Source organism: Actinomycetospora rhizophila (assembly GCF_042657905.1).
Classification (GTDB): domain Bacteria; phylum Actinomycetota; class Actinomycetes; order Mycobacteriales; family Pseudonocardiaceae; genus Actinomycetospora; species Actinomycetospora rhizophila.
Genome location: NZ_JBHSKG010000010.1, coordinates 56,241 through 73,312, shown reverse-complemented (window position 1 = coordinate 73,312; position 17,072 = coordinate 56,241). Strand labels below are relative to the sequence as shown.

The window sequence follows — 17,072 nt, the reverse complement described above, 5'->3', positions numbered from 1 at the left end:
GCCGGATGAACGTCACCTTCGATCGAGACGCTGCGCGCCGGGACCTCGAGCGGTTCGCCGGTCTGCCCGGCCGGGTCAGCGTCGGGAAGTTCGATCCGGCGCGGTGGAGGACGTTCCCCACCGACGCCGCCGGGCTTGACGCAGCGGTCGACTACGCCGTCGAGCTTGACCTTGACACGCCGATGGGCATCTTCGCCCGGCTCGCCACCGTCCGGGACGACCTCAAGCGCGGACGCGGCCTGAGCGAGGACTCGGTCGCCTGGCGGTCGTTCCGGCTCGACCTCGACCTGCACGATCCGGCACGTCACAAGACGACCGAGGACCTTCCGCCCGACGCGCAGACCGCTCTCTCTCGCTTCGCCGAGCTCGGTCTGCCGGAGCCGACCCGGTGGTTCCACAGCGGCGGTGGGCTCTACCCGGAGTGGCAGTTGGTCGAGCCGATCACGAAGCGCCGCCAGGCCGAGCAGCTTCTCGAGGGGCTTCACATCGCGGTGTCGGCTCTCTGGCCGTGGAAGGTCGACACGACCTCCGACGCCGCTCGCGTGTTCCGCCTGGCCGGATCGCTGAACCGCAAGGTGCCTGAGGAGCCGTTGCCCTGCCGGTTCCTCGACGACCACGGTTCCGGGAAGGACTGGACCGCGCAGGGCCTCCGGGAGGCGATCGAGGCGCCGTTCCCCGAGAAGGCCGCGGAGGACTCGCGAGAAGCGGATCGTCGTCGGACTCCGGCGGCGATCACGGCGGCGGCCCCGGCGGTGTCAGACACCGATCAGGTCAGACAGCCCGACCCGCCGAGGTCGAGCACGCTGACCGCGGCCGGTGACCGGTCGCCCTTCGCAGCGATGAGCGCCGCCATGCGGGAGGGCTCGCTGGCCTGGCGCGACTTGCTCGAGCCTGCTGGCTATACCTTCGTTCGGCACGAGGGCGAGGTCGAGTGCTGGCTTCGTCCGGGCGGGGCGACTTCGGAGTACTCCCTGAAGGTCGGCCACGGCGGAGGCGCGGTGGCGGTTGTCTGGTCCGACGCCACTGGGCTGCCTGTCGGCAAGGGGCAGCAGTTGAGTGCCGGACGTTTGTTCGCGCACCTGCACTACGGAGGCGACGAGTCGACAGCGGCCCGCGACATCCTGCGCGCCGCGAACGGGCGCCTGTCGTCACCGGCCGCGGCGGGGCTCCCGCGCACGTTCCTCGACCAGCTCGCCGATCCGGTCGCGGCTGTCGATGAGCGCCCGGTGCGCGCGGGAGTGTCGACCGGCCCGCTCCCGAACCTGCCCGAGGAGTTCTGGCGCAGCAGGCCGTCGCTCGAGCACATCCGGCAGGCCGCGCACAGCCGGTGCGTGTCTGCCGACCTCGTCCTGCACGCCGTGCTGTGTCGCCTGGCCTCCCAGCAGCACCACGACACCCGGGTCGACACCGGCCTCGGTCGCGCGTCCCTGAACACCTTTGCCATCGGCGCCGGCCCCTCCGGTGCAGGGAAGACCACGGGCGTCGCGGTGGCGGCCGAGCTCCTGCCCGCGCCCGAGTCGGTGACCATGGCCGACGGCTACCGCGACGGCGCCCCCATCGGCTCCGGTGAAGGGCTCGCCGAGCTCTATATGGGCACCGCCGAGGAGGACACCGGCGAGGTCTACAAGGGCGGCCCACACAAGGGTGAGCCCAGGAAGCGCACCGTTCGCCGCCAGGTCCGGCACAACGCGCTTGTGTTCGTGGACGAGGGCGAGGCCCTGTTCCGGATGACCGAGCGCAAGGGCGCGACGATCTCGGCGATCCTGCGGTCGGCCTGGACCGGCGCCGTCCTCGGGCAGAGCAACGCCAGCGCCGAGACGACCCGTGTCATCCCGGCCGGGTCCTACTCGCTCGGGCTCGTCCTCGGTGTCCAGGTCGACACCGTCCGCCCGCTGTTCGACGACGGGGCCGGCGGCACCCCGCAACGGTTCCTGTTCGCCTCGGCGACCGACCCCGCCATCCCGGATGACGGCCCCGAAGAACCTGGCCCGCTCGAGCTCGCCCCGATGCGTCCCGGCCAGGACCGCACCATCCCGCTCGTCGACCCCGAGATTCGGCGCCGGCTGCGCGCCGAGCACCTCGCCCGCCACCGCGGCCAGGCTCAGCACGGCGACCCGCTCGACGCCCACCGGCCGCTGCACATCGCGAAGGTCGCAGCCCTGCTCGCCATCCTGCACGGCCGGCGCGAGGTCAGGGACGACGACTGGACCCTCGCCGAGCAGGTGTGGCAGACCTCGGTCGCCGTCCGCACGGCGCTGATCGAGCGCGGCCACGACCTCGAGCGCGAGCAGGGGGAGAAGCGCACTGCGGCGTTCGTCGAGCGCGAGGAACGAGCAGCGTTCGCCCGCGACCAGGTCGGCGCCAAGGTCGCCCGCATCGCGGCCCGGCTCGTCGCCTACGTCCAGGACGGTGAGCACGACCCGCGCCGGCTGCGCAAGCGGCTCCCGTCCCGCGACCGCGGCTGGCACGAGCAGGCCGTCGAACACGCCATCGAGCGCGGGTGGCTCACGACGACGTCGGCCGGCCTCGAGGTCACGGAGGAGAGGGCGGCATGACGACGACTCGCCACAACCTCGTCGAGGTGGACACGAGCGGTGGACACGGTGGACAGGTGGACATTTGTCCACCCCCTCGCTCTCGCGCGTACGTGCGGAGTCAGAAGTGTTCTGTTCTGTTCGTACGTTTCCGCAGGTTAGCGCGGCTGTGGGGAGCGGATCGGGCGGATCGCGATCGAGACCGCCGATCGGTGTCCACCGTGTCCACCGTGTCCACCCCCCTCGGCGATGTCCACGTTGAGGGGATCGCATGACCGCCTGGGGCACGCACTCGCGCTGGGACATCCGGACCCCGATCCGGTCTGCCGCGATCACCCGCCGTCTCCTCGCCGGGGCCACCTCGACCGCCCCGCGCCGGCACGACGTCGTCGAGCTCGGCCACGGCCTGGCCGCGTTCTACGTCCTGGGCCGCCGTCCCGGCCGACCTGATCTCTGCTCGACGGATGTCAGGTCCCGGCGCATGGCCTCGGTACCGCCGAGGCCGTCCCACCGACCCCGTGGCGGCCAGCCGGTCGCCCCCGCCGCATGACTGCTTCCCCGACCGGAAGGACCAATGACCACCACAACCCCGATCACTCCGAAGGCCCCACCGGACGACACCCGCGAGCCCGTCGGCCGCCTCACCGTCCGCTCCCGCCGGGGCGACCCCGCCGCTCGCGCCGAGCTCATCCGTCGTGGCCTGAGCCCGACGACCGGCGCACCGATGACCGGAGGCGACACGACATGAGCGACGAACTGCGAGTTCCGGGCTTCGTCCACTCGGGCAACGACGACGACCCGTACGCCGGCGAAATGGACCCGGCGAGGTTGGCCGACGCCGTCCATCGCGGCGCGCCGGCCGATCCGGCCGAAGTAGATCTCACCTACAACAACCCGCCGCGGCTGCACCGGACCGGTGAGCCGCCGCAGTGGAAGGCAGCGCTCGACGGCGAGCTGGACCCCGAGGTCCTCGCTCGCGCCGTCCCCCGCCGGTCGTTCTGAGACGAGAGAGAGGCAGAAGCCCATGAGCAACGTCCCCGCCCCTGATGTCACCCCGCGACCCTGGCGCGAGCGCGCGACCTACACGGCGCTGATGAACGCGCGACAGCTGAAGTTCGTGCCGAACGAGCTGGACCTCACGGGCCTGGTCGCGAGCGTCCGTCCCATCGACCCGGACGGCTACTCCGCGGCCATGCGCGAGGCTGCGGCCGAGGCGCTCGAGCTCGAGGAAGTCGGTAACAAGGGCCAGGCGCGCGAGCTCATCCGTGAGCGTGCCGCCGAGATCGACGCGAGGTTCGAGACCGAGGACGCACTGCGCGACCAGCACGAGCGGGCCCGAGTCGACCGTGAGGCGCAGCGCGCCGCGGACAACGACCCGACCGCTCTCGCGGGCAAGATCAAGCGCCCCGAGCGGATCGACGCCCGCTGGTCGTGACCCCCTGATCACGAGGGACGGCCGGCGTCAACGTCACCCGCGGAGGACCTTCAGGCCTGGGTCCGATGGTGGGATCGAAGCGCCGGGCGGGGATCGGAGACCCCGATCCCACGCGATCCTGAGCGGCCCCGCTGCGCCGGCCGTCCCTCGTCCCCCTCGTACGCGGCACGAGAGGAGTACCGATGGCCTGGGAGACCGCTGGCGCGGCCCGGCTGCCCCGCGACTGGCACAAGCGCCGAGCGCGCGTCATGCGTCGTGATCAGCGCCAGTGCCAGTTCCCCCGCACCGACGGCGGTGTGTGCGGCCAGGAGGCCACCGCCGTCGACCACGTGACTGCCTTCGCCGAGGGCGGTGACGACGAGGAGGGCAACCTCCGCGCGATCTGCGACGCGCATCATCGTCGAAAGTCTGGCGAGGAAGCACACCGCGGGCGCGAACGTCACAGACCGGCACCTCGTCGCCGTGCCGAGGAACCGCATCCCGGCCGTCGGTGCTGATCGAGGGGTGCCCCAGGGGGGTGGCCCCATGATCAACATTACTTCGACCGGCGGTCTTACCGGCGCACCACACGCTTGCTTGCCCAGATGTCCCCGGGCCCCCCGACGCGAAGGACAAGATCATGAACCCGGACGACGCGCTCGACGCGTACCCGCCGCCGCGGGACCTCGGCGACTCCGGCCGCGGGCTGTGGGCGCACCTGACGGAGGCCTACTCGTGGCGCTACGACGAGCTGGTCATGGTCGAGCGCGCCTGCCGGCTGGTCGACGTCATAAACCGTCGCGAGCGCGAGGTCGCCGAGCTCGGCACCCTCGAGGCGACCGACCACCGCGGCGCCCCGGTCGATCACCCGGTGGCCGCCGGCCTCGCACGCGACCTCAACGCGCTGCGACTGGTCATGGCGTCGCTCGGCATCGCGGGCTCGACGAGCACCTCGACCCGGACGTCGAGCCAGGCCCGGTCGGTCGCCGCTCGCTCGGCGGCCAACACCCGGTGGCGGACCGGCTGATGCCCCAGCGACGACATGGTGACGGCGGCCGGGTCGAGGGCGAGGACGACGCCCGGGCCCGGTTCCTCACGGCCTGGTCGACGGCTCGGCGCCCGGGCATGAAGGTCGACGACGTGCCCGCCGAGGTCTTCCAGGCCAGCCTCGAGCGGGCCCGTTCCGAGTCGCCCGCGATCACGCACCCGTCGTGCTGCTGGTGCTCGCGGTGTGTCGCCGCGGCCAGGGTGCAGGGTGACTGGCCGCTCGACGAGGCGCTGTGCGAGCGCCTGCACCACGACGGGGTGCACGTCTGAACGTGCGAACGGCCGGAGCCGGGGCACCTCCAACGCCTTGATCCGGTCTCCGGCCGCTCGACCCGAGAAGACTCCCCCCAGCAGGGAAGACACCGAAGATCTTACCGCGACCAGCGCCCCACGGAGGCCCACGTGTCCGTCACGATCGCCGTCGAGCTCGCCGCCCGGTCCGAGGAGCTCCGCGCCCTCGTCGACGCGCTGACGCGCCCCACGAAGCGCGCGCTCGACGACGGCCCGCCCGCCGAGGTGATGCCGGTGCTGTCGGCCGTGGTCGACGCTCGCACGGCCAGGACGGAGCCGAGGGTGAAGGCCGCGGCGCCCAAGCACCTGCGCGTCGTCGTCCGGCTCACGGCCGTCGAGGTCCTACAGCACGTCGACCGGACTGTGGGCGGGCCGCGGACGACGTCCCGGCTCGAGCGGGTGCGCGCGTGGTCGGAGCGTGTCATCGCCATGGGCAGCCTCGAGGCTGTCGAGGACGCGTGCGAGGCCGCGAACTACTGGGCTGTGGCGGCGGACAACATGCTCGCCCCGTCCCGGGTCCTCCCGATCCGCGGCGCTACCTGCCCGGCCTGCGGGTTCCGCGACGTCCTCGGCTCGGACGACGCGGGCGACGAGGCCCGTGAGCCGGCTCTCGCCGCCGATCTCCGCTCGGGCGTGGTGTCGTGCGCAGTCGACGGCTGCGGCGCGTCCTGGGCGTGGGACCAGCTCGAGCACCTGGCCGCGCAGCTCGACCGGCAGACCGCAACCGAGGTCCTCGCGGTCGAGTGATCCGTCAGTCGTCCGTCGACTAACGGGTGACGTCTAGTAGGTTCCGCGCCTACCATTACGACAGAGCGCGCAGCAGGGGGAATGTGTGGCGGACCGGCCACCGAAGCGGTTGCGCAAGATCGTCGAGGCAGCGGAGGGAGTCGGTTGGACGTACGACGAGACGACCGACGGGCACCCTCGGCTCACGCCACCCCGCGATGTCCTTGATCCACGGACCGGCCGACCTGCAGCACCGATGACGTTCGGCAAGACTCCGTCCGACAACCGCGGCGACATGAACACGATCACCCGCCTTCGCGGGCTGGGCGTGCCGATCCCGCACAAGGGCCATACGAAGAAGAAGGGCGAGCGATGACTGACTTCACCGTGGAAGCGACCATGACGGCCGTCTCCGACGGGGATTGGTCGCGTCTTCGCAGCGTCACCGACCTCGTTCCCGGAACTTTCCTGATCGAGGACCCGGACGAGCCGGTGCTCGTGTTCCCCGTGCAGGCCGACAGCCCGGGCAAGGCGTTCCTCTTCGTGGACGGCATCCTGAAGCTCGTCGACCTCGAGCCGGTCTCCGGCAACATCACGCCTACGCCCGCGGTCGACGTCGAGACCGACGAGGACGACGGTGACGATCCGCAGACCAGCGCGGAGCGGGCCGTGAACGAGTGGATCGAGCAGGTGCCCACCTTCGGAGGTCACGTGACCGAAGACGGCACCGTCGAGTTCGTCTGACGCGTTCCTATGCGTCTGTGGCGGACCTGGCGGGCCCTGCGTCGCGACGGTCGCGGGCTGTCCCTGCTCGCGGTCGCCCGGGGCTGGTCGTGACCGACGACGAGCTCGGCGACCTGGCCGACGCGGTCGACGAGGCCCTCGAGCCGGCGACGCCCGAGCTCCTGCGCGATGTGTGGCCGACCGCCCTCGCCGAGCTCGCGGTCGAGGACGCGTTCCGGCAGGCCGAGGCGCCGTCGCCGGAGACCATCATCGAGAAGATGCGACAGAACGGGCTCGAGGACCCGGAGGGCTGACCTGCCTCGCGGCGGGTCGCCGCGGGCCTGAACTGTCGGGCCCCTTCCCGTAGCGTCTGGTGGATGGTGAAGGTCGAGAAGCGCAACGCGAGCCAGCCGATCGAGCACGGGAGCGCGAACAACGTCCAGGTGATCAACGGCATCCTCTACGTGTTGATCAACAACACCAACAACATCGTCGCGGTCTACAACTCCGAGGAGTGGGAGAACGCTGTCGTGGAGTAGTGACCGACGCGTAGCGTGACGCGTGAACGGTCCGGCCTCGTCCCCCCGAGGCCGGGCCGTTCGTCGTTCTGGCGCGGCTACGTAGCCCGGCCGAGGTCACGATCCCGAGCCCGGTCCGGGTCCCTGCACGGCGGCGTTGCCCACTCGAAGTCGCACCGCATGCAGCGGACCGTGGAGTGCCGCTCGCCGAGGCCGAGGCACATGCAGGTCCGGGACGAGATGAGCAGCCGGCCGGCCGGTCCCGGGACGTGCCAGTCCTGCCCGCACCGAGGGCAGTGCGACGGGTGCGCGGACACGTCGACCACCCAACCAGCGGACATCACCGGACGGCACGGGACGGTGCTGCACGCCTCTGGACGACAGCAGTACCGTAGGGAGGTCATAGGGAGGTGACCGTCCCTCCCCTGAGTGCAGCCGAGGTGGACGATGGCACGCGTGGTCGAGCAGAGCCGGCCGCTCTACGAGCAGGTCGCCGAGCACATCCGTGCCCGGGTCGCGTCCGGCGAGCTCCGGCCCGGCGACAAGGTGCCTTCGCAGCGCGAGCTCAAGGAGGAGTTCGGCATCCAGACCGCCACGGCCAACCAGGCGGTGGCGCTGCTCAAGTCCTGGGGCGTCGTCGAGACCCGTGTCGGCTCGTACACCCGGGTCGCCGAGCACCCCACCGGGGTTCCGGCCAACGGTCCGCGGGACCACACGGCTCGGATGCTGGCTGGTGCGCCGCTCTACACCGAGGGGGAGACGTCCCGGATCCTCGAGGCCGCGTCGATCAGCACCGCCAACGTCGGGACCGCCGTGCTGCAGGCCGCCGGCCTCCCGACGCCCGACCCAGAGATTCCGACCGAGACGACGCAGATCATCAAGCGTTCGCGGCTGATGTACCGCGAGGGCCGACTCACCGGCTCGTGCACGACCTGGATTCCGCAGTTCCTCGTCGCTCAGCAGCCCGGCGGCGCTGAGGTCATCGAGCAGCTCACCACGCCCGAGCGCATCCCCGGTGGGACCGGCCGGCTGCTCGCCGACCTCTACGGCGTCGAGCACACGCACGACGCGTACCGGGTGGGTCTGCGGCAGGTGCCGACTGCGCTGGCCCGCGAGCTCGGCGTCGAGCCTGGGTCCCCGCTGCTGTGGATTCTTGCGACCCGGTTCGGGGGCGAGTACGTGCTCGAGGTCGACGAGTGGTTCCGCTTCGACGACGCGGTGTTCGGCTGATCGGGTAGTTCCCTACCTCCCTACCAAGTTGCTCCCTATCACGTAGGGAGCCGTGCTAGGGTCTCCTCATCTCCCTATCAATTAGGGAGGTCGCCCTGAACCGAGGAGACCGAACCGCCATGGCACTGCGCACACTCCCGATCGCCGCCGAGCTCCTGAACTTCGTCGCCGCCGGCCCCTGCGAGCCCGTCGCCGTATGGGAAGAGCGCGACGGCCGGCGCACGCTGACCGACAAGCAGGAGACCGACCCCGAGACCGGCGAGCCGCTCTGGACCGCGTTCGTGATGCCGACGACCGCCGAGCGGCCCGAGGTGATCCAGGTCCGGGTCCGCGCCCGCCAGCAGCCCGTGGTCACGCAGTTCGGCGCGGTCGCCCTGGACAACCTCGAGGCCTCGGTCCGGGTCGACAAGGCCGGCAAGCTCGCGCAGTACTGGTCGGCGAGCAACATCCGCGACGCCGGCAACGGCCACCGCAAGCCCCACGAGCAGCACAAGAACGGCGAGCAGAAGCCGGAAGGCCAGTGAGCGCGGCGACCGCGACCACGCCCGTGATCCTCGTCCGTAAGTCCGACCGCGGGCCGATGGCGTCCGGCGGCACGGGGACCTACGAGGTCCACCTCGACGGCCGATGGGTCGGGTGGGTCGGCGACGAGCGCGGGTTCTCCGGTTCCCGGTTCGGCGCCCGCCGCTGGTGGGCCTGCCACCGCCAGGACGGCGACCTCGCCGCTCGGTGGTCGAGCAGCGGCTACCGCACCCGACAGGCCGCGGTCGAGGCGCTCACCGCTGTCGCTTCCTGAACGACACCCCCCCCTCGACGGCCCCTGCTCACCCCCTCGAGCAGGGGCCGTCCTCGTTCCACGAGAGAGGACGCCCGTCGTGTCGCTGTTCCCCGCCCGCCGCCGGTGGCTGTCCGGCCCCCAGCGCGGCGCGTATCGGCGCGAGGTGCACGCCCAGGCCGACCGGCAGCGCTGGCGCCCCGTTTGGCACGCCGCCGCCGAGGGTTCCGGCCTGAGCCGTGACGTCGCCGTGGCCGCTGGGATCACCACGATCGTGCCCGAGCTCGTCTCCGTGGGGCGCCCGACCGTCGGCCCCACCGCGCTGGTGGTGCGACTGCTCCCCGGACAGCTCGCCGCTGACGTCCGCGCCGTCGCCGACCGGCTCGCCCCCGCCCTCGGCGCGGTGCAGCTCCGGGTCACCGGCCTCTCCGACGGGGTCCACGTCCGGATCGAGCTGCTCGACCGCGACCCGCTCGCCGAGGCCTTCCGCCCGATGCTGCCCGCGGTCGCGACCATCACCGACCCCTTGATCCTCGGTCTCGCCGACGACGGGGTCGTGGTGTCGCACGCCCTCGCCGACGCCACACACCTCGCGGTGCAGGGCATGAACGGCTCGGGGAAGTCCCGGTTCTGCTACGGGCTGCTGTCGCAGTGCGCCCACGCCCCCGACGTCCTCGTCGCCGGCTCCGACATCACCGGGCTACTGCTCGGCGGCCCGTGGGCCGGCACCCGCCATCGCGAGCACCAGGCCGCGGGCACGGGCGACCTCGAGCAGCACGCGGCGAGCCTCGAGCGCCTCGTCGAGCTGATGGACCAGCGCCTCGCCGACATGCCCCGCGGCGTCGACAAGATCGCGCCGAGCTCGGACGTGCCGCTCGTCCTGGTCGTTGCCGAGGAGTGGCCGGGACTGCTGCGCGCCGCCCAGGCCCGTGACCGCAAGCTCGCCGACCGGATCACCTCGGCCATGCTGCGGCTCGCCAGCGAAGGTAGGAAGGCCGCGTTCAGGGTCCTCGTCCTCGCCCAGCGGTTCGAGGCCGCCGCGGTCGGTGGTGGGTACCTGCGCGAGCAGCTCGGTCTCACGATCAGCTTCCGGGTGCCGACCGAGAGCCTCGTCATGCTGCACGGCGACGACGCCCGCGAGCTCGGCGCCGCGCACCGCACCGCCGAACCCGGCATCGCGGTCGTGTCCGCCCCCGGCCGCCCGCTCGCCCGGATGCGCGCCCCCTGGTTCGGCGAGTACCGGGACTACTGCGCCGCGGTCGGTGGTGACGACTGGTGAGCACCTACCTCGTGACGTACCTGGTCGCCTGGCCCGTCCTGACGTTCGCCTTCGCGGGCCGGCTCAACCACCTGCGCCGCGGGCCCTCGTTCGGCTCTGTGGCCGTCCTGGCCGCGGTGTGCGCGGTCGTGTGGCCGCTCGCCCTGGTCGTGCTGTTCGTCGCGCCGCGGCCCCGGAGCCGGTCGTGAACGCCGTCGTGGTGGTGGGCGTTGTCCTGGCCGTCGCGGTGCTGGCGCTCGGTGTCGTGCTGGCCGCCCTGCTCGGCGACACCGGCCCCTCGACGAGGGCGCACCCATCCGCGCACCCCGCCGTGCCCGTCGCCTACGTGATCGACGGCGACACCTTCGCCGTGGCCGGCGGGGACCGCGTCCGGGTCCTGGGCATCGACTCCGCCGAGCGCGACACCGTCCCCGGCCGGGCCGCCACCCGCGACGCACGCCGGCTGCTCGAGGGCCGACGGGTCGTCCTGACCGCCGAGCCGGGTGTCGACCGCGACGCCTACGGCCGCTTGCTGCGCTACGTCACGTTGCCCGACGGGCGCGACCTCGGCGAGGTGATGGTCGGCGAACGACACACTCGCGTGTACGCCGGCCGTCATGACGCCGCGCCGGCCTACGTCGCCCGCCTGCAGGTGCTCGACCGGAGTAAGTCGTGAACGCCCGCGACCCGCGCCCGATCGGCGAGACGTACGCCGAGCTGATCGCCGAGCTCGTCGCCGCGGCGCCCCCGCTGACCGCCGAGCAGCGTGACCGGCTGGCCGTGCTCCTGCGGCGCGATCCGCACACCCCCACCGCCTCAAGGTCCCCCATCCCGGTCACGTCGGCGGGCACCGCCTCGCGCCGGTTGTCCGCCGGGGCAAGGGCCACCCGACCCGCTACCTCGCCGCACGTGCCTGCCCAGCGTCACGACGAGCCCTTGCGGCGGCGGGCGTTCGGTGCGACCCCTGAGGCGTCGTCGTGAGCGGGATGGGGGACCGGCCCTGCTCCCCATCCTGGGAGCCGAGGCCCGCCGGAGGCGCCTTCCCTGTGGGTGACCACGACCTCGCCGACAGGGCCAGCAGTGCACCCGAGGAGGCGCGCGGGCGGGACGGGGCGGAGACAAGAGTCATCGCCCGCGCGCGCGCCGCCGGAGGCGGCGCAGCGCGCCCGCCAGGCGCCGGTCTTGGTAACACGTGGGCAAGTCTTCCCGCGGAGCCCGGCCACCCGGGCGGGGAGGCAGACGAGGCCCAACTCGCCGACGAACGCCGCCGGGCGCGACACGGACTGCGCCGCGGTCTGCGCAAGGTCACGTCACTGGACAGCCTGCGTCGCTGCGGGAAGGTCACGCGGACCGGGACCGGGGCGCCGATCCTGCGCACCGGTGGCGGGCACGCGGCGGGGTTCACCGGGTTGGTGTCGTGCGGGTCGGTGTGGGCGTGCCCTTGCTGTGCGGCGAAGGTGGCCGCGGAGCGGGCGTCGGACCTGGCGACGGTGCTGGAGAAGGTGCACGCCGAGGGCGGGTCGTCCTGGATGGTCACGCTGACTCTGCGTCACAACGCGAGCCAGCCGCTCGCCGAGCTGTGGTCGGCGGTCGCGAAGGCCTGGGAGCGGGTGACCTCCGGCCGCGGCTGGACGGTCGACAGCGTCGGTCTCCGGGGCTGGGCGAAGGTCACCGAGGTCACGCACTCGCCGCGCAACGGCTGGCATACACACCTCCACGCGGTGCTGTGCTTCGGCCAGGACCTCGACGAGGACGTCGCCCAGCGGATCGCGATGCGGATGTGGCGGCGCTGGGACGCGCAGCTACGCCGCGACGGGCTCGACTCCACGCCGGTGCACGGCGTACAGGCCGAGCGGGTCCGGCCCGGCCACAACGGCCTGGCCGAGTACTTCGTGAAGGCGGCGCGTGAGGTGACCTCGCCGATCACGAAGGAGTCCCGCGCGGGGCGTTCGCCGTTCGCGATCGGCCGCGATGCCGCGGAGACCGGTGACGCCCGCGACATCGCGCTGTGGCGGGAGTTCGAGCAGGCCTCGCACCGGCGTCGGCAGCTCACGTGGTCGACCAAGAGCCGCGACCTGCGGGCGTGGGCGGGGCTGCGGCGGGAGCGCACCGACGAGGAGATCGCCCAGGACGAGGGCGCGGGCGAGGACCAGATCGCGCTCACCCGTGAGACGTGGTCGGAGATCGGGGACACGACCGCGTCCGACGAGCTGCGCTGGGTCGCCGATCGGGACGGGATCGTTGCGGCCGGCCGGTGGCTCGATGCGCGGGGTCTGACGTGGTCGTCGCCCGCTGCAGCCCCGCGGCGGGGTCGGGTGTGCGACCGTCCTCGTCCGGTGTCGGGCGCCCGGGCGGTGCTGGTCGCCCCACGACGAGGGGGAGTGAGCGGTCGTGCGTGATCTGGTGGCGGAGCTGTCGAGCATGGTCGACGAGGACAGCGACCCGCCGGAGCTGTGGTGGCACGTCGAGTGCGGTGTCGACGGCGACAGTGTCGGTGGTGAGGACAGTGCACTGGAGCTGCGCGAGGTCGTCGACACGGTGCTGGGCATGGCGCAGTCGGGCCAGCGGATCAGGTGGGTCGTCCGGGACGACGAGCACCGCCCGCAGGGGACACCGTCCACGACCGAGGCGCTCGCCGCGTCCGGGGTCACGCTCCCGCAGGTCGGGACCTGACCGGGCCCCGACCCGTCACTCGAATGGGGGTAATGGCGCATCTGCGCCATTAGCCGATGACGACTCGACCGCGAACTCGACGACTACGGGCCGTGGCCTGACCGCTGTGCCTACTGGTGACCGTCAGACCAATGTGATTCCCGCAGGTCGGGACCTGACCGGACCCCGACTCCGGTCAGGGTGACCAGGAGCCGGGCCGCAGGCTCCGCGAGGCGGGGCTGTCCCAGCGCGCGATCGCCAGTGCGACGGGGATGGACAGGAAGGCCGTCCGCAACGCCGTGCAGGTGCGTCAAATGACGCACCTCGACCGACGATCACTGGTCAGGACGGCAAGACCTACAGCTCGACCCCGCGCTCGACACAGGCCCCGACCCCGGTCAGGTGACCAGAGCCGGGGCCCGGTGCGTCTATGTCTCCGCGGCGACGACCATCGCGTCATCGGCGAGCCGAATCCACTCCTCGTCGGTGCCGATGCAGAACGGCGCCCAGGCCGCGCCGGAGGCGGCAAGGAGCGGGACGAGATCGGCGAGCAACTCGTGATCCGGCGCGGCGTCGTAGTCGTGGCGGTCGAGGCCGAACTGCTCATCGAGGACGCGCCACGGGTCGCGCCGTAGATCGAGGATCGAGGCTGAGTCGGGAACCTCGGTGCGGTACAGCTTCGGGCCGCCGAAGCCGGGTGTGGTCGTGTACCACTCAGCTCGTGCGCGGGAGGGCGTCCAGAAGCTGCCTCGACCGAAGTACGGGGCGTCGATCGAGGTCGCTCGCCACAGCGCGGTCACGGTCACTGCGCGCCGCCCTGGATCACGCGCAACCCGGCGCGGCGCTGCTCCTCGCGGTACTGGCGCACCCGCTCGAGTGCTCTGATGAGGCCGGCTGCGAGGTCGGCGGGGGCGTGGTCGTGCCGGTTCATGTAGATGGTCGTCAGCTCGGGGTCGCGGACGTCGATCCTGTACCGCTTGCTGGGCTCCATCCGGGCGCTTCGGATGTCGATCCTGCCGCCGACCGCGAGTTCGGCGAGCAGGGTTAGGTCGTGGCGGTTCACATCGGGGATGATGCTCATCAGATCGGGGGCCCTCCCGGTCGAGGCCCCGGAGCCGGCGTTGCACCGCCGCCCGGGGCCGTTCTATGTGCTGCATCGCTGCTGACACCGAAAGTGTCACCGAGCACCGTAATGACCCTGGGATTGACCTCGCGCTGGCCTGCTCGGTGCTCGCGGCGGCGCGGGCGGTGCCGGTGGCGTCGCTGCGCGGGGTGGTGCTGCTCGGCGAGCTGGCCCTCGACGGGCGGGTGCGCGGGGTCCGGGGCGTGCTCCCGGCGCTGCTCGCCGCCCGGCGGCTGGGGGTGGAGCGGGCCGTGGTGCCGGCGGCGGCCGCGGTCGAGGCGGGCCTGGTCGACGGGCTCGAGGTGCTGGGCGCCGAGCACCTCTCCGACGTGCTGGCGTGGCTGCGCGGCGACCACGGGCGGCTGCTGACGGTCCGCGGCGGCGCCGCCCGCCGGCAGGGCGGCGGCCCGCGCGAGGACCTCGCGGACGTCGTCGGGCAGCTCGCCGCGCGGCGGGCGGTGGAGGTCGCGGCGGCCGGCGGGCACCACCTGCTCATGGTGGGCCCGCCGGGCTCGGGCAAGACGATGCTGGCGCGCCGGATGACCGGCCTGCTGCCCGACCTCGACGTCGACTCGGCGCTGCAGGTGGCCGCGGTCCGGTCGCTGGCGGGCGCGCTCGATCCCCAGGAGGCGCTCCCCGCGGCGCCGCCGTTCGTCGCCCCGCACCACTCGGTGTCGTCCGCCGCGCTGGTCGGGGGCGGCAGCGGGCTCGCCCGCCCGGGCGCGGTGTCGCTCGCCCACCGCGGCGTGCTCTTCCTCGACGAGATCTACGAGTTCGGCCCGCACGTGCTGGAGATGCTGCGCACCCCCCTCGAGGACGGCGAGGTCCGGCTGGCCCGTACTGACGGCGTCGTGCGCTACCCCGCGCGCTTCCAGCTCGTGATGGCCGCGAACCCGTGCCCCTGCGCGCCGCCCAAGCCCACCGACTGCACCTGCTCGGACCTCGCGAAGCGCCGCTACACCCAGCGCCTCTCCGGGCCGATGGTCGACCGCGTCGACCTCCGGGTCACCCTGCGCGCCGTCGAGGCCCTGTCGTGGGACGGCCGCTCGGCGCAACCGCTCGAGGAGGTCCCGGAGGACACCGCGGCGGTGCGGACCCGGGTGCTCGCCGCGCGGGCGGCCGCCCGCGAGCGCTGGCGCGACGCCGGGTGGCGCACCAACGCCGAGGTGCCGGGCCCCGAGCTGCGCCGGCACGGGCGCCTGCCCCGCGCGGCCGCCGAGGTCCTCGAGCGCCAGCTGCGCACCGGGGCGATGACCGCCCGCGGGGTCGACCGTGCGCTGCGGGTGTCGTGGACGGTCGCCGACCTGCGCGGGGCGCCGGGCCCGGAGCTGCCGGACGTCGAGGAGGCCGTCGGGTTCAAGGGCTTCGTCACCGAGAGCGGGTCCGGGGCGGCGTCGGGCGAGGAGGTCGCGTGAGCATCCTGTCGACGCCGCCGAGCTCGGTGGACGCCGTCCCGGTCGACCGCGAGGTGCTGCTCGCCCGTGCCTACCTCTCGCGGGTCGCCGAGCCCCCGGCCGCGGCGCTCGCGGCCTTCGTCGACGAGCACGGCCCGGTCGCGGCCGCCCGCCGGGTCCGCGCCGGGGTCACCGAGGGGCCCGGCGCGCTGCCGCCCGAGGTCGCCCGGGAGACCTCGGCGCGGCGGGGCACCGACCGGGCGGAGGCCGACCTGGCGCTGCTCGCCGCACGGGGCGGGCGGCTCATCGTGCCCGAGGACCCGGAGTGGCCGGCCGTCGCGCTCGCCGGGCTCGGCGTCGTGGCCGGGCCCGACGGCGCGCCGGGGCTCGAGGGGCCCGCGACCCGCGACGGCCCGGCCGCCCCGCTGGCGCTGTGGGCCCGCGGTCCGCTGCGCCTCGACGAGGGCCCGTCCGGATGGGTCGCCGTGGTCGGGGCGCGCGCGGCGAGCGAGTACGGCCTGTGGGTCGCCCGCGACTGGGCCGCGGAGCTGGCCGACCGGGGCCTGACGGTGGTGTCGGGGGCGGCGCTGGGGATCGACGGCGCGGCGCACCGCGGGGCCCTGGCGGTCGGCGGCGACACGGTGGCCGTGCTGGCCTGCGGCATCGACCGCGCCTACCCGCCCCGGCACGCCTCGCTGCTCGAGCACGTGGGCCAGCGCGGGCTGGTGGTCACCGAGTACCCGCCCGGTGCCACGCCGGCGCGCCACCGGTTCCTGGTGCGCAACCGGCTCATCGCGGCGCTCACGGCGGGGACGCTCGTGGTCGAGGCCGCCGCGCGGTCGGGCGCCATGCGGACCGCGCTCGTCGCCGGGGCGCTGGGGCGCGCGGTCATGGTGGTGCCCGGGCCGGTCACGTCGCTGATGTCGCTGGGGTGCCACGAGCTCGCCCGCCGCCCGGAGGTGTCGGTCGTCGGCCGGGTCGAGCACGTCGTCGAGGAGATGAGTCCAGTGGGGGACGGGCTCGCCCCTCCACCGGGTACCCCGGTGCGTCCGACGGACGGTCTTGACCCGGGTGCGATGCGTATGCGTGAAGCGCTTCCCCTCCACGCGGCGCGCACAGCCGTACGTCTGGCCCATGACGCCGGGGTCGACTTCGCGGAGGCGGACACCCACCTGAGGGATCTCGAGGCCCGTGGACTGGTCTCGGAACACGGTGGGCGGTGGCGTCGCCGACCCGGGTGAACAGGCACAGAGCGACGAACGGTTGCAGAGCGCGACGAATGGAACCGCTCCCCGACCGTCGCCGACGGTCACCGAACGCGGTGCGTCGGTGCTTGACCGTCGCCACCCGGATCGGGAGTCTTCACGGCGATGACCGGCACGTTCTC

General features: G+C 73.2%; 22 protein-coding genes and 1 pseudogene. 21 read left to right on the top strand and 2 right to left on the bottom strand.

Annotated elements, in window-relative coordinates; genetic code table 11:
- The first annotated feature begins 5 nt into the window (after positions 1 to 5).
- The 19 genes from ACFPK1_RS18930 (at position 6) to ACFPK1_RS18840 (ending at position 13,189) form a co-directional block, all read left to right on the top strand.
- Positions 6 to 2,555: a hypothetical protein gene (locus ACFPK1_RS18930; protein WP_378022493.1), complete on the top strand. Its 2,550-nt coding sequence runs from the start codon at positions 6 to 8 to the stop codon at positions 2,553 to 2,555.
- Between the two features lie 723 nt (positions 2,556 to 3,278).
- Positions 3,279 to 3,536: a hypothetical protein gene (locus ACFPK1_RS18925; RefSeq protein WP_378022492.1), complete on the top strand. Its 258-nt coding sequence runs from the start codon at positions 3,279 to 3,281 to the stop codon at positions 3,534 to 3,536.
- A gap of 22 nt (positions 3,537 to 3,558) precedes the next feature.
- A complete protein-coding gene (locus tag ACFPK1_RS18920; protein WP_378022491.1) occupies positions 3,559 to 3,969 on the top strand; it encodes a hypothetical protein in 411 nt (136 codons plus the stop codon).
- 182 nt (positions 3,970 to 4,151) lie between these two features.
- Complete coding sequence (locus ACFPK1_RS18915; protein WP_378022490.1) at positions 4,152 to 4,466, top strand: HNH endonuclease; 315 nt, start codon at positions 4,152 to 4,154, stop codon at positions 4,464 to 4,466.
- A gap of 122 nt (positions 4,467 to 4,588) precedes the next feature.
- The gene (locus ACFPK1_RS18910; protein WP_378022489.1) at positions 4,589 to 4,975 is read left to right on the top strand and encodes a hypothetical protein; all 387 of its coding nucleotides are present in this window, start codon (positions 4,589 to 4,591) and stop codon (positions 4,973 to 4,975) included.
- Positions 4,975 to 5,265 carry a hypothetical protein gene (locus ACFPK1_RS18905; protein WP_378022488.1) on the top strand — a complete coding sequence of 97 codons (291 nt, stop codon included), beginning with the start codon at positions 4,975 to 4,977 and terminating at the stop codon, positions 5,263 to 5,265. The genes ACFPK1_RS18910 and ACFPK1_RS18905 overlap by 1 nt, the downstream gene beginning before the upstream one ends.
- 132 nt (positions 5,266 to 5,397) lie before the next feature.
- Entirely contained in the window at positions 5,398 to 6,033 is a 636-nt protein-coding gene (locus ACFPK1_RS18900; protein ID WP_378022487.1) for a DUF7340 domain-containing protein, read from the top strand.
- 351 nt (positions 6,034 to 6,384) lie between these two features.
- Entirely contained in the window at positions 6,385 to 6,756 is a 372-nt protein-coding gene (locus ACFPK1_RS18895; protein WP_378022486.1) for a hypothetical protein, read from the top strand.
- An 89-nt stretch (positions 6,757 to 6,845) separates the two neighbouring features.
- Positions 6,846 to 7,049 carry a hypothetical protein gene (locus ACFPK1_RS18890; RefSeq protein ID WP_378022485.1) on the top strand — a complete coding sequence of 68 codons (204 nt, stop codon included), beginning with the start codon at positions 6,846 to 6,848 and terminating at the stop codon, positions 7,047 to 7,049.
- 63 nt (positions 7,050 to 7,112) lie between these two features.
- Positions 7,113 to 7,274, top strand: coding sequence for a hypothetical protein (locus tag ACFPK1_RS18885; protein WP_378022484.1), 162 nt, complete (start codon positions 7,113 to 7,115; stop codon positions 7,272 to 7,274).
- A gap of 426 nt (positions 7,275 to 7,700) precedes the next feature.
- Positions 7,701 to 8,483 (top strand): GntR family transcriptional regulator, encoded by a 783-nt coding sequence (locus ACFPK1_RS18880; RefSeq protein ID WP_378022483.1) that lies wholly within the window; start codon positions 7,701 to 7,703, stop codon positions 8,481 to 8,483.
- 119 nt (positions 8,484 to 8,602) lie between these two features.
- Positions 8,603 to 9,007: a hypothetical protein gene (locus tag ACFPK1_RS18875; RefSeq protein WP_378022482.1), complete on the top strand. Its 405-nt coding sequence runs from the start codon at positions 8,603 to 8,605 to the stop codon at positions 9,005 to 9,007.
- The gene (locus ACFPK1_RS18870; protein ID WP_378022481.1) at positions 9,004 to 9,279 is read left to right on the top strand and encodes a hypothetical protein; all 276 of its coding nucleotides are present in this window, start codon (positions 9,004 to 9,006) and stop codon (positions 9,277 to 9,279) included. The genes ACFPK1_RS18875 and ACFPK1_RS18870 overlap by 4 nt, the downstream gene beginning before the upstream one ends.
- Positions 9,280 to 9,358: 79 nt before the next feature.
- Positions 9,359 to 10,537 carry a hypothetical protein gene (locus tag ACFPK1_RS18865; protein WP_378022480.1) on the top strand — a complete coding sequence of 393 codons (1,179 nt, stop codon included), beginning with the start codon at positions 9,359 to 9,361 and terminating at the stop codon, positions 10,535 to 10,537.
- On the top strand, positions 10,534 to 10,725 hold the full coding sequence (locus ACFPK1_RS18860; protein ID WP_378022479.1) for a hypothetical protein: 192 nt from the start codon (positions 10,534 to 10,536) through the stop codon (positions 10,723 to 10,725). Before ACFPK1_RS18865 ends, ACFPK1_RS18860 begins: the two co-directional genes overlap by 4 nt.
- A complete protein-coding gene (locus ACFPK1_RS18855) occupies positions 10,722 to 11,192 on the top strand; it encodes a thermonuclease family protein (protein ID WP_378022478.1) in 471 nt (156 codons plus the stop codon). Before ACFPK1_RS18860 ends, ACFPK1_RS18855 begins: the two co-directional genes overlap by 4 nt.
- Positions 11,189 to 11,497 (top strand): hypothetical protein, encoded by a 309-nt coding sequence (locus ACFPK1_RS18850; RefSeq protein ID WP_378022477.1) that lies wholly within the window; start codon positions 11,189 to 11,191, stop codon positions 11,495 to 11,497. Before ACFPK1_RS18855 ends, ACFPK1_RS18850 begins: the two co-directional genes overlap by 4 nt.
- Positions 11,498 to 11,502: 5 nt before the next feature.
- Positions 11,503 to 12,915, top strand: coding sequence for a protein rep (locus ACFPK1_RS18845; protein ID WP_378022641.1), 1,413 nt, complete (start codon positions 11,503 to 11,505; stop codon positions 12,913 to 12,915).
- A complete protein-coding gene (locus tag ACFPK1_RS18840) occupies positions 12,908 to 13,189 on the top strand; it encodes a hypothetical protein (RefSeq protein ID WP_378022476.1) in 282 nt (93 codons plus the stop codon). The genes ACFPK1_RS18845 and ACFPK1_RS18840 overlap by 8 nt, the downstream gene beginning before the upstream one ends.
- Before the next feature lie 407 nt (positions 13,190 to 13,596).
- Here the strand turns inward: ACFPK1_RS18840 and ACFPK1_RS18835 are convergent, their stop codons facing one another.
- Both ACFPK1_RS18835 and ACFPK1_RS18830 read right to left on the bottom strand, forming a co-directional pair.
- Positions 13,597 to 13,968: a hypothetical protein gene (locus ACFPK1_RS18835; protein ID WP_378022475.1), complete on the bottom strand. Its 372-nt coding sequence runs from the start codon at positions 13,966 to 13,968 to the stop codon at positions 13,597 to 13,599.
- 2 nt (positions 13,969 to 13,970) lie between these two features.
- A complete protein-coding gene (locus ACFPK1_RS18830) occupies positions 13,971 to 14,249 on the bottom strand; it encodes a hypothetical protein (RefSeq protein WP_378022474.1) in 279 nt (92 codons plus the stop codon).
- 125 nt (positions 14,250 to 14,374) lie between these two features.
- Between ACFPK1_RS18830 and ACFPK1_RS18825 the strand changes: the two are divergent.
- Together ACFPK1_RS18825 and dprA are read left to right on the top strand one after the other, a co-directional pair.
- A pseudogene (locus ACFPK1_RS18825) lies at positions 14,375 to 15,706 on the top strand (YifB family Mg chelatase-like AAA ATPase); the annotation flags it as partial.
- Positions 15,703 to 16,926, top strand: coding sequence for a DNA-processing protein DprA (gene dprA / locus ACFPK1_RS18820; protein WP_378022472.1), 1,224 nt, complete (start codon positions 15,703 to 15,705; stop codon positions 16,924 to 16,926). The pseudogene ACFPK1_RS18825 and the gene dprA, both read left to right, overlap by 4 nt.
- The last annotated feature ends 146 nt before the right edge of the window (positions 16,927 to 17,072 follow it).